The 15,321-nt window shown below is 66.6% G+C and carries 12 protein-coding genes and 3 pseudogenes; 2 read left to right on the top strand and 13 right to left on the bottom strand.

All coding sequences use genetic code 11. From position 1 onward, the window contains the following. Positions 1 to 116: 116 nt before the first annotated feature. Entirely contained in the window at positions 117 to 908 is a 792-nt protein-coding gene (gene xth / locus DL544_RS11335; RefSeq protein WP_139727146.1) for an exodeoxyribonuclease III, read from the top strand. Here the strand turns inward: xth and DL544_RS22470 are convergent. The 13 genes and pseudogenes from DL544_RS22470 to DL544_RS22465 form a co-directional block, all read right to left on the bottom strand. Beyond that, positions 909 to 2,628 (bottom strand): annotated as a pseudogene (locus DL544_RS22470) (sensor domain-containing diguanylate cyclase). A 115-nt stretch (positions 2,629 to 2,743) separates the two neighbouring features. Further along, on the bottom strand, positions 2,744 to 3,370 hold the full coding sequence (locus DL544_RS11325) for a DNA-3-methyladenine glycosylase (protein WP_095377542.1): 627 nt from the start codon (positions 3,368 to 3,370) through the stop codon (positions 2,744 to 2,746). 72 nt (positions 3,371 to 3,442) lie between these two features. Next, complete coding sequence (locus DL544_RS11320) at positions 3,443 to 4,402, bottom strand: cation diffusion facilitator family transporter (protein WP_095377543.1); 960 nt, start codon at positions 4,400 to 4,402, stop codon at positions 3,443 to 3,445. Positions 4,403 to 4,471: 69 nt separating this feature from the next. Further along, positions 4,472 to 5,056, bottom strand: a complete 585-nt coding sequence (locus DL544_RS11315) for an AprI/Inh family metalloprotease inhibitor (protein WP_095377544.1) — start codon at positions 5,054 to 5,056, stop codon at positions 4,472 to 4,474. A gap of 189 nt (positions 5,057 to 5,245) precedes the next feature. Next, the gene (locus DL544_RS11310) at positions 5,246 to 5,503 is read right to left on the bottom strand and encodes a hypothetical protein (protein WP_005416661.1); all 258 of its coding nucleotides are present in this window, start codon (positions 5,501 to 5,503) and stop codon (positions 5,246 to 5,248) included. Further along, positions 5,500 to 6,852: a hypothetical protein gene (locus DL544_RS11305; RefSeq protein ID WP_095377545.1), complete on the bottom strand. Its 1,353-nt coding sequence runs from the start codon at positions 6,850 to 6,852 to the stop codon at positions 5,500 to 5,502. Before DL544_RS11305 ends, DL544_RS11310 begins: the two co-directional genes overlap by 4 nt. A gap of 20 nt (positions 6,853 to 6,872) precedes the next feature. Then, positions 6,873 to 8,012 (bottom strand): SPFH domain-containing protein, encoded by a 1,140-nt coding sequence (locus DL544_RS11300; RefSeq protein WP_139727145.1) that lies wholly within the window; start codon positions 8,010 to 8,012, stop codon positions 6,873 to 6,875. Between the two features lie 138 nt (positions 8,013 to 8,150). Continuing rightward, the gene (locus DL544_RS11295; protein ID WP_065196332.1) at positions 8,151 to 9,443 is read right to left on the bottom strand and encodes a transporter; all 1,293 of its coding nucleotides are present in this window, start codon (positions 9,441 to 9,443) and stop codon (positions 8,151 to 8,153) included. A 49-nt stretch (positions 9,444 to 9,492) separates the two neighbouring features. Beyond that, complete coding sequence (locus DL544_RS11290; RefSeq protein WP_139727144.1) at positions 9,493 to 10,242, bottom strand: hypothetical protein; 750 nt, start codon at positions 10,240 to 10,242, stop codon at positions 9,493 to 9,495. A gap of 13 nt (positions 10,243 to 10,255) precedes the next feature. Continuing rightward, positions 10,256 to 10,960 carry a C39 family peptidase gene (locus tag DL544_RS11285; RefSeq protein WP_069138471.1) on the bottom strand — a complete coding sequence of 235 codons (705 nt, stop codon included), beginning with the start codon at positions 10,958 to 10,960 and terminating at the stop codon, positions 10,256 to 10,258. 99 nt (positions 10,961 to 11,059) lie between these two features. Further along, a pseudogene (locus DL544_RS11280) lies at positions 11,060 to 12,375 on the bottom strand (adhesin). Between the two features lie 43 nt (positions 12,376 to 12,418). Then, the gene (locus tag DL544_RS11275; RefSeq protein ID WP_095377550.1) at positions 12,419 to 13,036 is read right to left on the bottom strand and encodes a hypothetical protein; all 618 of its coding nucleotides are present in this window, start codon (positions 13,034 to 13,036) and stop codon (positions 12,419 to 12,421) included. Continuing rightward, positions 13,033 to 13,562, bottom strand: a pseudogene (locus DL544_RS22465) (hypothetical protein). The gene DL544_RS11275 and the pseudogene DL544_RS22465 overlap by 4 nt, the downstream one beginning before the upstream one ends. A 397-nt stretch (positions 13,563 to 13,959) precedes the next feature. On the opposite strand from DL544_RS22465, the gene DL544_RS11265 reads away from it, so the two are divergent. Further along, on the top strand, positions 13,960 to 15,315 hold the full coding sequence (locus DL544_RS11265) for a sigma-54 interaction domain-containing protein (protein WP_139727143.1): 1,356 nt from the start codon (positions 13,960 to 13,962) through the stop codon (positions 15,313 to 15,315). The last annotated feature ends 6 nt before the right edge of the window (positions 15,316 to 15,321 follow it).

Raw genomic sequence — 15,321 nt, 5'->3', positions numbered from 1 at the left:
GCAAGGCAGCGGTCGGTGAACCGGATGGCACCGCATCATTACGCGGCATCCACGGTCCTTGGATGCCTGGGCGCGCACACTGAACGCTCACCCGATGCGCCGAGGAGACTTCCCGCATGGCCCGTCGCAAGATGCTTCGCATTGCCACGTTCAACGTCAACGGCATCGGCACACGCCTGCCGCAGCTGTTGGACTGGCTGCACAGGGAATCGCCGGATGTGGTTGCCCTGCAGGAACTGAAGGCGACCGACGCCGCGTTTCCGGCTTCGGCATTGGAAGAGGCTGGCTACGGCGCGCTCTGGCAGGGCGAGGCGCGGTGGAACGGCGTGGCGCTGCTGGCACGAGGGACCACGCCGGTCGAGAGCCGCCGCCGATTGCCGGGCGAGCCCAAGGACACCCAGAGCCGCTACCTGGAGGCGGCGGCGCATGGCATTGTGGTGGGTGCACTCTACCTGCCCAACGGCAACCCGCAGCCCGGGCCCAGGTTCGACTACAAGCTACGCTGGATGGAGCGCCTGATCCGGCATGCGCGCAGCCTGGTCGAGCTGCCGCACCCTGCGCTGCTGCTGGGTGATTTCAACGTGATTCCCACCGACGCCGACGTCTACGAGCCCAAGGCCTGGCGCCGCGATGCGCTGTTCCAGCCAGAGGTGCGCGAGGCCTTTGAACGACTGCTGGCGCAGGGCTGGACCGATGCGTTGCGGGAGGTGCACGGCGACGCCACGATCTACACCTTCTGGGATTATTTCCGCCAGCATGCCGAGCGCGACCGTGGGTTACGCATCGATCATCTGCTGTTGAACCCCGTACTGGCGGAGCGACTGAAGGACGCTGGCGTCGACCGCTGGGTACGCCTGCAGGAAAAGGCCAGCGACCACGCGCCGGCCTGGGTGACGGTAAGCGCGTGATCAACGCGCGGCTGGGTCCTCGCGTCGCTCGCGGCGTACCCGTGCGCGGGTGCGGTACAGGCGGCTGTCCGCTTTCTGGATGGTGTCGGCCACCGGCTCGCCGGGCGTGTTGATGGCCGCACCCATCGAGAACGCGCTGGGCGCGAGCGCGGCGTGGTCCTGGTACCAATGCTCCAGTTCGCTCAACCGGCCGTCGGCAGGCGCGACCAGTACCACCATGAATTCGTCGCCGCCCAGTCGTACCACCGTCTCATCTTTGCCCAGCGGTGAGCGCAGGAACGTCGCGAACTCGACCAGGACGGCGTCGCCACGCCGGTGGCCCTGAGTGTCGTTGATGTGCTTGAAGTGGTCCAGGTCGAACATCACGCATGCCCAGCGCTCGTCAATGAGTTCATCCAGCCGGTGCAGGTAGCGCCGGTTGTAGCACTGGGTGAGGGGATCCTTGAAGGACATTTCGCGCAGCTGCTGCTCCTGCATCCGCAGCGCGGTGACGTCCTGAGCATGTCCCAGCACGTAGGGCGGGCTGGCTTCGTTGTCGAGCACGTTGTGATACGCCCAGTAGTGGCGCGTTCCGTCCGCGGCGATCAGCTCGATCACACCAGCGTCGGTGTGGTTTGCCTGGATTCGAGCGAGGTAGGCATTGAAGCCCGCGCGTTTTTCCGGCGGCATCAGGTCACACAGGCTGCGCCCGATCATCTGGCTTTCTTCGAAACCCAGCGATTGCACGGCCGCCGGATTCACCGAGGTCAATGTTCCGTCCAGCGTGTGGGTGCAGATCAGGCCCAGGCTGTAGTGGAACAATCGGCGGTAACGGGTTTCGCTCGCTTCCAGCGCGTCCAGCGCGGCTCGTTCGTCCGTGATGTCCTGGATCGCCCCGACCAGGCGCGGGTGGCCGTCGACCTGTTGCCGGCTGCCGACCACGCGGGTCCAGATCGCGCGCCCGTCGGCCGTGGTCATCGGCAGCTGCACTTCCCAGGACGTGCCTTCGTCGATGCAACGCTGCACTGCTGCCCGGATGATGTTTGCGGCTGTCTTCGCGATAGAACGACAGCGCGGTGTCGAGCGTCGGTTCAAAGTTGCCGCGCACGCCGTGCAACTGCTTGGTCTCGCGGGTCCAGCGCACTTCGTTGGTGACCAGGTCCATCTCCCAGCCGCCCACCCGGGCGGCACGGTTGGTGCGCTCCAGGAAGTCCTCGCTGCGTTTCAGCTCACGATGCAGCGCCTTGGCCTGGCCCACCTGCGCCATCAGCGTGCTGCGCTGCTCCAGCACCTGGGTGGTGACCCGGGCAAGGTGCACCATCAGCTCGCGCTGGGACGGAGACAGCACGCCGGGCATCGGATCGAGCAGGCACAGCGTGCCGATACGTGCCCCGTGCGCCGAGCCCAGAGGGATGCCAGCGTAGTGCCGGATGCGCGGCCCACCCGTCACCAGTGGATTGGTGGAAAAACGCGGGTCCTGGCGCGCATCGGGTATCTCGAACAGCTCGTCCTGGCGTATGGCATGGGTGCAGAAGGAAATTTCGCGGGCCGTTTCGCTGACGCCTTCAAGGCCGATGTTGGCCTTGAACCACTGGCGGTCTTCGGCCACCACGCTGATCAGGCCCATGGTCATGCCGGTTGCGGCGCGGGCGGCGGCGACGATGGCATCGAACACCGGCTCCGGGGGCGTATCCAACAGGTGCAGTCGTTCGATTTCGAGCAGTCGTTCGGCTTCGTCCATGGCGCTTTTCAGGGCTGGGTGGCGAGGGCGGTTGCGGCGGCTGTCTGAGACCACGGTAATGCATGCGGCGTTATGTATCGCCATGGCAGGGTGATGCCGGCGTGACGCATCGCGGTCAGAGTTTGCGGGGCCCGCGCGAGGGCCGCACTGAAACGTGACGGTGGTGGCGAACATGCCAGCGCCAGGGGAAGTCCACCGCGCGGGTGATGCCGATGCGGGGCCCGATCACCGGATCTGCCGGAGGCGGCACGCCATCGCTGGCGATGACAATGCCGTGGCTGCCTGTCACCAGATCGGCGCCGTCGAAACTGCGGTCCAGCCCGAAGGCCTGCGAGAGCTTGCCGGGGCCGCTGGCCAGATCGTGGTCGCGGCGTGCGGCGGGACGCCGCGCCCGCATCTGGTCCAGCCCCTCGAGAGGTTCGATGGCGCGAAGCAGTACGGCGACGCCTTCGCCGATCTCTCCGCAGACAACGTTGCTGCCCCAGTGCATACCGTACGTGAAGTAGACATAGAGATGGCCCGCCTCACCGAACATGCTGACCGTGCGCGGCGTTGCCCCGCGATAAGAGTGCGCGGCCGGATCGTCGCTGCCGGCATAGGCTTCAACCTCGACGATGCGGCCGACGCGACCATCGTTGCGCACCAGCAGCTTGTTGAGCAGCTCCGGGGCGAGCTCGGTTGGCGGGCGCCGGTAGAAGCCGCGCGGGAGGCTCTGCAGGGAAACGGGCAACCAGTCCGGCACGAGAGTGGCAGGTTCGGGCGAGAGAGCTTGGCACTGTGGCACTGGCGAGGTGAAACGTGCGCAGACGCCACGTCATTCCGGTGCAGGCGGAGCGGCCAGTGCCGCGCGGCGGGAGGCATAGATCTCGGGCGTCTGCGGCTTGATGAACAGTGCCACCAGTTCCGGATGCTCGCGCTTCACCGCCATTTCGATGCGGGTGATGCAGGCTTCGATCTGCGGGGTCCGCCGATCGTCCTCGAACTCGGCGCTGAGCATGGCCACCACCTGTTCCGGGCCCATCTGCATGGTGGTCACCCCGTTCGCGCGGCGCAGATCCGGATCGGTTTCGGCCACCGCCATGATCCGCTCGGCTACTGCCGGATGTGCAGGCTCTCCGACCAGCAGGCCCTTGGTTTCACGGGCCAGGAGGAAGGCGGTGGCGGCCAGCACGCCGGCGATGCAAAGGGAGGCGACCCCATCAAGCACCGGCATGTCCAGCACCTGCGCGGCCACCAGGCCGATCAACGCGAAGCCCAGCCCGAGCAATGCAGCGCTGTCTTCCAGCAGTACGGTGAAGGTGGAAGGATCCTTGCTGCGGCGGAAGGCTTCGAAGTAGCCAAGCTTGCCTTTGGTACGCCGGAACTCGCGCAGCGCCACCCACCAGGAAGCACCCTCGAACAGGATGGAAATGCCCAGCACGCTGTAGCTCAACGCATGGTTGGTGGCCGGCTCCGGCCGGCGGATGTGCTGGATGCCCTCGTAGGCCGAGACGCCGGCACCAGCGGCGAACACCAGCAGGGCGACGATGAAGCTCCAGAAGTACAGCTCGCGGCCATAGCCGAAGGGATGTACCGGGTCCGGCGCCTTGCCGGCGCGGCGCAGGCCGTACAGCAGCAGGAGTTCATTCAATGTGTCGACCAGAGAATGCACGCCTTCGCTGAGCATGGCCGAGCTGCCGGAGATGCCGGCAGCGACGAACTTGGCGATGGCAATGGCGAGGTTACCCGCGAGGGCGGCATAGATGACCAGACGGGAACCGGTGGGAGCGGACATTTCGGCGGCGGGGCGGGGCGGACGCCTGATCTTCCCGATCAGCGCGTGCCCATTGCGTGCACGGCGCGATCAGTGCCCCTTGGGATTGAGGTACAAACGCGCCCCATCCGATTCACGGTAGCCCGTCCAGCGCCCACCGCCTGACGCGCGGAAGCGCCCGAACACGGTGTTGCTGGTGTCGGTAAGCAGCAGCTGATTGCCCGACAGTACCCAACGGTTGGCCGAGAAGAAGCCATCCGGGCAGCCGGCGGGCACGTAAGCACTGTAGCCGCCGAACCACTCGATACTCTTCAGCTCGATGGAGCAGGTGTTGCCGTTCTCCTGGCCCAGCGTCCAGCTGCCGAACAGATCGCTGTCGCGCACATCGCGGCCGCCACGGTGGCGGTCGTGGCCCCAGTCGTCGTTGTCGTCGTGGAAACCGAAGCCCACGTCGATCTCTTTGCTTTCGCTGCGTGACCCGGACTGCGAGCTGCCGCTGGTGGTGGCCTGGGTGGTCACCGCGCCACTGCTCTGGGTTTGGGTGCTGCTGGATTGCGTGGTCTGGTCGGTGTGGGTGATCTGTTCGCCGAAGCCGAACGAGGCGTCCTGAGCCAGGGCGGGCAGGGCCAGGCAGCACAACGCGGACAGGCAGGTACGGGCGAGCACGGCAGCCATTGCAGCATCCTCGGGAGGGTGAACCGCGCGAGTATCGAACCGGTGGGGCGGGAGACGGTGTGAGGGTGTGCGCTGGCGCAGCCCAGCGAAGGGAAGTGCCGGCCGCTGGCCGGCTCCCACTTGGCGCCCAGAAACCGAAGGAATGCCGGCCAGCGGCCGGCACTTCCCGCAGCCAGGCATCGCCTGGCGCTACTGATCCGGCTTCACCCTTGCCACCCGTTTCCGGTACTCATACACGTTGTCACCGCGGATACGCTTGTCCTCGGTGCCGGTGATCCGGCCGACCTGCTGGTCCGAGCCGGTGACCGGTTTGGCCTCGATCTCGGTCTCATGTTCGAAGGAGTGCGATTTGTCGGTGTTGCGGTAATAGCGGTACAGCGCCCAGTACAGCGCGGTTGCGCCGGCTGGACCTGCCGCCAACAGCCAGAGGCCACTGTCGTCGCTCATGTCGATGCCACCAGGAAGGCAATTGCGAGGGCTTCAATGACGGTGCCGGTGGCCAGGGCCGCCAGCAGCATCTTCCATTGCTGCACGGGCACGCTGCCCATGGTTTCGCCGGTACGGCCGTTCACTGCGATGTAGTGCAGCATGCCGCCGTTCTTTCCGGGCTGGTGATACGAGTACAGCCACACCGGCAGGTACATCGACACCCAGCGCGTTCCATGCACCTCCAGCTGCTCCTGTTCCCAACGCACGCCACGGTTGTAGCGCCTCACCGAACCTTCCACCTGCGCGCGGGCGATCGACAGCAGCTGGTCTTCCAGCCGCGGCCGCAGCTTCTCCACGTCCAGGTTGCGCTTCTCAGAGGTGAAGCCGGCCAGGTATGAGGCGTTCCATTTCATCGCGTTCTTGGTGTCGAACGGCAAGATGGTGTTGATGATGTTGTTGGTGTTGGCGCGGGTATCCAGATTGCCGCGCTCGGCCGAGGATTCCAGGGGCAGGTCATCAACCGTGAAATCCACTTGGCGTTCGACCTGGTAGACATCTGCGTCGTACAGGGTGCGTTTGTTCTTCTCGCTGCCGACCGTGTATTGCCGGGTCTGGATCTCGCCCTTGCCGGCCACGGCCGCGCTGACATTGCTGTCCACGATCATGTAGGGCAGGAACACGCCCACCACGTTTTCCGGGGTGAACTGCTCCTTGAACGCCTTCAGCGCGAACATGCGGCGCTTGTCGACGAACTGGCGGATGCGCGCGACCGCATCGTCCTTCTTGATGTGGAAGGGCAGCACCGCATCGGGCACCGCACCATTGCTGATCTGTTCGTTGACGCCGAAGACGTGGCGGCACCAGTGGCAGCGCGCCGTCATCGTGCTTTCGGTATTGACCGTGACTTCGGCACCGCAGCCCGTGCACTTGAACGTCATCAGCGCCGAGGTGTCGGCGTCGATGTCACGCGCGCCGGAGGCGATGACCGTACCGCGCAGCTGGTCGATGGCCTCGCCCAGCCCGAATTCCTCCTCGACGCGCGCGCCATGCCATTCGTGACGGCAGTACAGGCAGACGAGGATATCGGTGCCGGCCTTGGGCCGGATGTCGGTGGCGCCGCACTTCGGGCAGCGGTTAAGGCCGTCCTTCAGCTCGCTGGCTGAGGTATCGATGGCTACAGGATCGGGCGCTTCCACTTCATCGCGGATGGCCTGGGGCAGCTTCGAGGTGTCCAGCGGGAAGCTGCCGGGCAGGGGAGGGACGTCCTGCGGCGAACCGGGCCCATCCAACGACGCCGCCGGCAAGGGCGGCGGCGTCGCGGGCGCGGATCCGGGCAGCGGCGGTGGGCCGTTTCGGGGATCGGACATGTTCGTTGTGCGTCCTGCTGTTACAGGCCCAGTGCCTTTGCTTTCAGGGCGTCGTAGTCGCCCTGGGTGATCAGGCCCAGGTCCAGCATTTCCTTGGCCTTCTTCAGCTTGGCCACCGGATCGTCGGCAGCCGGCGTGACCGGCTGCTGCATGCCGCCGACACCGAACATGCCCGAGGCCATGCCGACACCGACCAGGCCAGCCGCACCGCCGTTCTCGCCGGCCGCCTGGATGCCCTGGGCGACGCTCGCCTGCAGGTTGGAATTACCGCGCGAGCCGGACAGCGCATCTGCGCGCTGGACGGTCTTCAGCAGTTCGCGGGTGTTGGCGTCGTACTCGATCGAGACAATGGCGGTCTTGACGATGGCCAGGCCGCGATCGGACTTCCACTGGTAGCCCTGCTCGACGGCGGCCGACAGGCTCTGTGCAAAGCCCAGCGAGTCCTGCTGCAGCTTGGTGATGCGGTTGCCCTTGCCCGGATCGTTCGTGTACAGGCTGAAGGCCGGTGCCAGCGAACCGACCACTTCATTGAACAGCTGGCTGGCGGCGGCGTTGTCCAGGTCGGTGAAGTCGAACACCTGGCCCGGCTGCAGGTAGCTGGCCGGCACGAAGTTCTTCACGAACAGGATCGGGTCGACGATCTTCAGCGTGTACGAGCCGCGCGTGACCGCGCCCACCTGGGTATTGAGGAAGCCATCGTCCCAGTAGATTTCCGACTGGGTACCGAAGCGGTTGTCCGGCAGCTCCTTCAGCGAGACGAAATAAGCCGCCTGCTGCGAACCGGGCTGGCCGCCGAACTTGAAGCGTTCCCAGCTCTGCTTGATGAAGGTGCTGACCAGACCGTCGCCGTCGAAGATCGACTGCGAGTTGGGATCGTCCGAACGCCACTCGTAGCCGCCCGGTTCGGCGACGAACGCGGTGATCGCGCCGTCCTGGAACAGCAGCAGGCCGTAGCCCTCCGGCACGATGATCTTCGAGCCGTTGGTGATGATGTTGGACGAGCCACTGGTGTTGGAGCCGCGGCCGGCGTTGGTGCCGCGCGGCACCGCGGCGAACAGGGCCGCCGTCGAGGGCAGGCCTGTGGGCACGGTGTAGAAGTCCTTCCACTGGTCGGCCAGCACACCACCGACTGCACCCTTCACCGCCTGTACCAGACCCATGTCCAACTCCCTGTGATTCGAGGGCAGGCACCATGCCTGCCGAGCTGGACTGAATATAGCAGCGGGCAGGGACCGCTGTGGTGCCGGAAGATGAATCCAGGCCCTGCCCGGGGCGCAGAGCCGTGCCTGGCGCTGTCTCTACAACATGTACGGGATCTTGAAGGCGAGAGTGAAGTCCGGTGCATCCGGGGTCAGCCCGATGCCGAGCAGGGTCACCAGTGTGGTGTGCTGGTTGAGCGCGTAGGTCACGCCCAGATTCAGTGATGCCGCGTTGGCGTCGCTGCCGATCACTTTCATCCACTTCCCGCCTTGGAAACGGGTGGAAGCGCGGGCGCTGATGCGGTCGCTGAAGGACAGGCTGAGACTGGTGCGCTCGTTGAACGCAAAGGCCACGCCAGCGCCGAAGTAGACCGCGCCGCCGAGCTTCACGTCACCCGGGTTGACCGTGTCGGGGTTGCTGTCGATGTCGCTGAAACCACGCGGGAACGAATGCACATAGCCGACGTTGGCGAACAGGATCGCCGGATCGGCGGTCTTGACCATCGACAGGCCCACATTGGCCTGCCACACGCCATTGCCGGTGGGCTGTTCCCTGGGTACGGCGAAGCGGATGTAGTCATCGTCGTCTCGCTCGATCACCTTCCAGTCCAGACCGTAAGGTGCGCGCCCGGTAGGGGCGGTCACGCCGGCAGTGAGAACGGTCTCCGGGCGCCAGCCGCGTTCGCCGAACAAGCGGTAATTCGCACTCAGGCCGATATCGCCCAGCCCGTTGCCATTGGTTTCTTCCTGCGCGATCGCGGCCGCCGCACCGCCGGCGCCGCCCTTCTGGTAGACGGTGCGCCGCGCCAGGTAAGGCACGTCCAGGTTGAGCGTCAGGTTCGGGCTGACACCCCAACGTGCGGCCAGGTTGTAGGTGAGCGAATCGGATTCAACGTTCTCGATGGCGATGTTGCCGAGGAAGATCGCGTCCAGCGCCAGGAAACCATTGAGGGTGAGCTGCTTGCGGTCATAGCGGGCGTAGGTGAGGCTGTTCTCGACGGTGAAGCGGCGCGAGAACAGCGCCGACTGCTGTTGTTTCACATCATCCACGCTGCGCCGCGATTCCTGCTTCGCCTGCTGTGCCTCGGCGGCGGTACTGGCGTAGCCTTCGCCACCCGACGAAGTCTGTAGAGTCGCGCCACGCTCGACTGCCGTAGCCGTAGACAGGGCCATCGGGCCAACCTTCCCACTCAGCCGCGCCTGCATGGCCTGCACCTGCATGTCCAGTTCGCGCAGCCGCCGCACTTCCTGCGCATAGTTGGATTTGAGCTGCTCCAGCTGGTTGGCCAGTGCCTGCACGTCGGCGCCATCGTCCGCCGCGGGTGGCGCGGCGAAGGCGGTGCCCGCCAGCGCCGCCAGCGCCAACGGTGTGATCCTCATCAGGGTGTGCATGTTCGTGTCCTGCGTTGTGGAACGCTTCCCCCAACGCCGTGCCGTGGTGCTACCGGCCCGGCCCCATGCCGCGGTTCATCGCAATCGCCTGGGCCACGTTCTGGCTCAACGGCAGGTTGCCGCCCGCGGTATCCCGCACCAGCTCCAGCCGCAGCTGGTTGCTGGCGATCTGGCCGTCACCGTTCAGGGCGATGCCCTGGCCGACGCTGCCGTTGCGTATCCATTGCTGGACCAGGCCCTGGCCATCCACCTGCAACTGCAGGCGTGCCTGGTTGCCGTCCAGCACCGCGGAGGCCGAGACGCCTGCACCCTGCGCACTGAGCGAATGGGCACCGTCATACGAACGGGTCGGCACCGTGCCGTTGCGCACCACCAGCGTGGTCGCATTGCGGGCGACGTTGCCATCGCCGGCCACCTGCACGCTCTGCACCAGGCCGCTGGCGTTGGCCAGGCCACTGCTGTCGATGTGGCGACCCTGCGTGTCAGGCAGCGGCGCGTCTGCGGCGGTCACGTGCACGCTGGGCTGGAAGCTCAATTTCGGGCTGCCGCCGCCGCGGAAGTCCATGCCCAGGGTCAACGCACCCTGCAGCACGCTTCCGTTGCTGGCCTGCCACTGCGAGACCATCGTCACTCCGAACCAGGCCACGGTATTGCCACCTACGGTGTAGCGGCCGCGCATCAGGTTCAGTTCGGGATCCGGAATTTCCTTCAGGCCACGCCCGGGCGCCGCGTCCGCTGCCTGCAGGGGCAGGGCGGGGCAGGCCAGCAGCAGGGCCATCAACAGTCGGTGGCGGAACATGGCGGAACCTCCTTCAGAACAGGTCGGCGTGGCTGAAGCCGAAGTCGACCAGTTCGGCATCGGTGATCGGCCCCTGTCGCGCGTAGAGCGCGCGGGCACTGGGTCGTTCGCTGGGTTGCAGCAGGACTGTGTTGCGATCGAAATCGCTGCCGATCACCACGAATACGGCGCGCGATGGCCACGCAGCGAGGAATTCAGGCAGCGCCAGGCTGCGGTTGCCAAGGATGGGATCAGCCACCTCGACCACACCGCCGCGCACCTGCTTGAGCACCACGAAGTGGCGGAAGCCGCGCACGTCCATCAGCACAAGGCCGGGAACGCGAAGCGTGCGCAGGCGTGCCTCATCGATGCGATAGCCGCGCCCACGCATGCCCAGCGATTCCACATAGCGCTTGATGTCGAGCAGTGAAAAACCGCGCTCTGCCACCAGCGCCGGGTCGGACACCCCCATCATCCCTTCGATCACCGTCGCCTCGTCGGTGTCCAGGTGGTAGGCATGGCGCAGGATGGTCGCCAGTGCGGCCGCTCCGCAGCTGTAATCGGTGTGCTGGCGTACCACGTTGCGGTAGCGCCGTTCCTGCATGCTCTCCACCTTCTGCTGCAGCAGCGCGCCATTGGGCAGTACGCCGGCGAAGCCGACGTCGCCCGCCCGCGCGGACGCGCCGCCCAGCAACAGCAGGCAGGCCAGCAGGCGTATCGAGAGACGGTGGCCGAACATCGCATTCTCCGGCAGCAAGGGGGAGCTCCTGTCCCAAGGGGGAGGAGGAACAGGAGCTCCCGGGAACCCGGCCGTTGGCGGACGGCCGGGGTGTTGCGCTTACTCGCCGCTGCCACCACCGCCGCCGGTGCTGGGCTGGGCGACTGCCAGGGCCAGGCTGTTGGCCTGCAGGTTGCCGGTGCCCGCGGCCACGTTCACGCCGATGTTGCCCGAGGCGCCGGAGAAGGCGCTGCCCGACAAGGCTGAGGTGTTGGTCGCGTTGACGTTCACCCAGCGCGTGGTGCTGACCGTGCCGCTGAGGCTGGCATACAGGTCGGCCACGCCCAGTTCGACGAACTGGCTGGTGCCACTCTCACGCGTATCGAAGCCCAGGCCACCCACCCCGGCCGGTTGGGGTTCATCGTGGCGTTCTGGATTTCGTCGTCCAGGTCGATGTGGCCGGTGCTGCTGCCACCCGGGTGTGGCAGCTCGCCACTCCAGGTATCCAGATAGTAGTTGGCCATCTGGTAGGCGTTGCCGGTACCGCGGTAGGTGCCGGCGCCATAGGCCAGGGTCAGGCCGCTGACGCCGCCACGCATGTCGACCTGCACGGTATCGGTGTAGGACTGCACGAAGCCGGCGTTGCTGACCGTGTTGCCGGTGGAGACCTGGTTGGAGCTGATGCTCGACTGCGCCACTGCGGTGGTCGCGACCGAGGCGGCGAGCGCATTCTTCTGCTCGTTGTTGTTGCCCGAGGCGATGTTCACGCCGATGTTGCCGGACGCACCGCCGAAGGCATTGCCACTGAGACCCGCGGCATTGGTGACGCCGGAGTTCATGGTGGCGTTGCCGAAGCCGGCCTGGTTGACGAACACCTCGGCGTCGGCCATGCCGAAGCTGAAGGACGCGTCGGCGGCGGACAACGAGGCGGCATTGTCCTGGGCGTTGTTGTCGCCCGATACCACGTTGAAGCCCAGGTTGCCGGAGGCACCTGCACCCACGCTGTCACCGATGGAGGCACTGTTGGTGATCAGGCTGTTGCTGGTGGCGTTGTTGCTGATCGACTGGCGGTTGTCGATCACGGCAATGGCCGCAGAATCGAGGTCGATGTCGCCGGTGATGTTCGGGTCGCCGGAGAAATTGATGTCGGTGCTCAGTCGCAGGTCCTTCTCCAGGTTCACGTCGACGCCGTGGTTGTTCTTTTCCTTGCGTTCGTCGGCCTGGATGGTGCTGTGCTTCTGCACATTGACGTTGACGGTGCGGTTGCGCACGTCGTTGTCGGTGTGGTTGTGCGTCTCGTTGCGGGTTTCGCTGACGGTGTGGGTGTGGTTGATGTTCGCGTTGGCGTTCTGGTTGTCCCAGCCATTGGCCGCAGCGGCGGTCGAGGCAGTGGCAATCGCCATGGCGAGCATGGTCCGTTTGACGGTCGCTTTCATGGTGCCCTCTCTCTCATCGGGTGGTGCATCGGTTGGGTGGTTGTCACGGGCGGTCCTGCACGACCAGGCCGAGTACATTGGCCGTGTCATTGCCGCTGCCCGCGATCTGATTGAGTTGCAGGACCCCGTCGAATCCCCGCAGCGCGGTGCTGGTGACACCGGCGCTGCGGGTGCCCGCCGCGACGCCGCGACCGGCGTCGTCCCGCCCCCCTGCCAACGCGGAACCCTCGGCGGCCAAGGCCGTATCGTCGGTTTCGCGTATGCCCTGTCGGGCCAGCGTCGCGCTGACGACGTTGAGCGTCGTGTTGGCGATGCCGCTGGCCTGGTTGATGGATGCGATGCCGCTGGCACCGGCCAGCGCCTTGCCATCGATGACGGCAGTGGCGTGCATCGGTGCACCCAGCACGCGGTTGCCACCGCGCAGTTGTCGGTTGCCGATCGAGACGTCGGCATGTTCGCCCGTGGCGATGCCGCGCAGGTTGGCCTGCAGATTGAGGTCGCCGGCCGCCTGGTTGACCGCGATGGCGCCGTTCGCGCCGGCCAGTGCACGGCCGTCGATGCGGGCAACGTCGAGGTAGGCGAGCATGCCGCTGTAGTCATCGGCCTGCGCGATCAACGGCGTGGCAGGCAGGATCAGCAGCAGCCAGTGCGCCCGCCTCACTTGCCACCTGCCGGGGCCATGCCCTGCAGCGGGAACTGGCCGAGCGCGCCGCGCACGGTCTCGCCGATGCCGCGGGTACTGTTGCCGACCGCGCCGAGCGGCCCGCTCATGGCGCCACCGAGACTGCTGCCGACCATGCCGTCACCGTTGCGGCCGAGCGTACCGCGCAATGCCTGCTGCGTCACACGTTCGACCGTGGTGCCTGCGGGTGCGGTGGCTGTGGCGGCCTGACCTGCCCCCATGTCTGCGTAGTCCTCATCGCTCAGCTCGTCCATCCCGTTTGCCGGGGCACCCGCACCGAGGGCCGCCGCGATCTCGCGCTGGGTTTCGGGTCGGCGATCAGCGCCATGCCGGGCGGCGCCATGCGATAGGCCGGGCGTGCGGACACATCACGCAACAGGACGATTTCGCCCGGTTGAGCCTTCACGCCCTGGCGTGCACCGGAGGCAGAGGCGCTCGCGCCAACCGACAGCAGGGCCACAGCCAGCGTTGCCAGCAGGCCGCGAATGGGGGTGATGCCGTCCATGCCGATCTCCCGTGGTGGGTGCGGCGGAAGCACGCATCAACCGTGCCAACCCTGCAAGGCTTGGCTGCCCTGGCGCCAGGCGCTGGCAGGCGCAGGGGGCTGCTGCCGCGCTGTTACAGCGGCGTCGGAAAAATGTTGGGATCGCGCTGTACCACGCGCCGCAGGGCAAGGCGGGCGCCCGACTGTCACACGGGTGTTACAGGTGCCGTCGCGGACTGTAACGATGCCGCTTCAGCCGGTGGTCTCTTGACGCGGCGCTTATTGCGCCGCCGTTTAGCGCAGCGCTAGGATCCGCCCATCAAAGGCCGCTGCGGTGGCCGTAGAGGGTCCCGGCGGAGGGCGGCACGCCGGTGATTGCCTGACAGTCCGCCGACGGTGTCCGGATGCTGGGGGAAGCATGGCGGCGGTCCCGGAGGCTTCTACATCACGTTGCGTGCTCTGGTTCGGCGAGCCGCTGGCGAACGAGCGCAGCGCGCTGGCGGCCGCAGGCTGGTACGTGCGCCGCATCCATCCCGACCCGGCGATGGCGATCGGGCTGCGCGGGCGTGATCGGCTGGTCGCTGTGCTGGATCTTCGCCATCTGGATACGCCCGCGCTGCAGTTGCTGGCGCCATGGATCGAACAGCACGTGCATCTGCCCTGGCTTGCGGTGCTGCCACCCGGCGCAGGGCCCACGCCTGCAGCGTGGCTGCCCTTGCTGCAGCGTTGCATCTCGCGGTTCACGCTGCCTTTCGGCCTGCAGGACCTGGTGGCTGCGATGCGCCAGCAGTTCGACGCGGATGATCCTTCTGCCAGCGAGGTATGCGGCGGCCAGGGACCACGCGCACTGATCGGCGAGAGTACTGCGTTGCATGCGGTGCGCACCGTGCTGCACAAGTTCGCGCCGGTCGAACTGCCGGTGCTGGTCACCGGCGAAACCGGTACCGGCAAGGAGCTGGCGGCTCACGCGCTGCATGCGTTGTCTGGCCGTGCGGGCAAGCCGTTCATCGCGATCAACTGCGGTGCCATTCCGGCCAGCCTGGTGCAGTCGGAGCTGTTCGGCCACGAGCGTGGCTCGTTCACCGGCGCCGACAAGCGCCAGATAGGCGTATTCGAAGCCGCACACGGCGGCACCGTGTTCCTCGACGAGGTGGGCGACCTGCCGGCGGAGGCGCAGACCAGCCTGCTGCGCGTGCTGCAGGAAGGCACCTTCGAGCGCGTCGGCAGCAGCCAGCCGTTGCGGGCCGACGTGCGTGTACTCGCGGCCACCCACGTCGAACTGGAGCACGCGGTGGCGCAGGGGCAGTTCCGCAGCGATCTTTACTATCGGCTCAATGTGCTGCGCCTGCTGATGCCGCCCTTGCGCGAGCGTGGCGCCGATGTGCAGCTGCTGGCCGAGCACTTCCTGCGCTGCTTCCGCCTGCGCCACAGCGTGCGTGCACGTGGCTTTGCGCCCGCTGCGCTGCAGGCGATGCGGCGCTTCGGTTGGCCCGGCAACGTGCGTGAACTGCTCAACCGGGTGCAGCGGGCGGCGATCATGGCCGAAGGCGAGCTGATCAACGAGCGTGACCTTGAACTGGGTGGGGCCGAGCATGCGCCGCCGGGCGCGATGCTGCAGGATGCCCGCGGCCAGGCCGAGCGCGATGTGCTGCTGCAGACCCTGCGCCAGACCGGCTACAACGTCTCCGAGTGCGCACGGCAGATGCAGATCTCGCGGGTGACCGTGTATCGGCTGTGCCGCAAGCATCGTCTGGAACTGCCGACGCAGCGTTGAGTGCGG

It is taken from the genome of Stenotrophomonas sp. pho (genome assembly GCF_006228405.1).
GTDB classification, from domain to species: Bacteria; Pseudomonadota; Gammaproteobacteria; order Xanthomonadales; family Xanthomonadaceae; genus Stenotrophomonas; species Stenotrophomonas sepilia.
The sequence above is the reverse complement of the archived record's forward strand: the minus strand, read 5'-3'. Positions and strand labels throughout refer to the sequence as shown.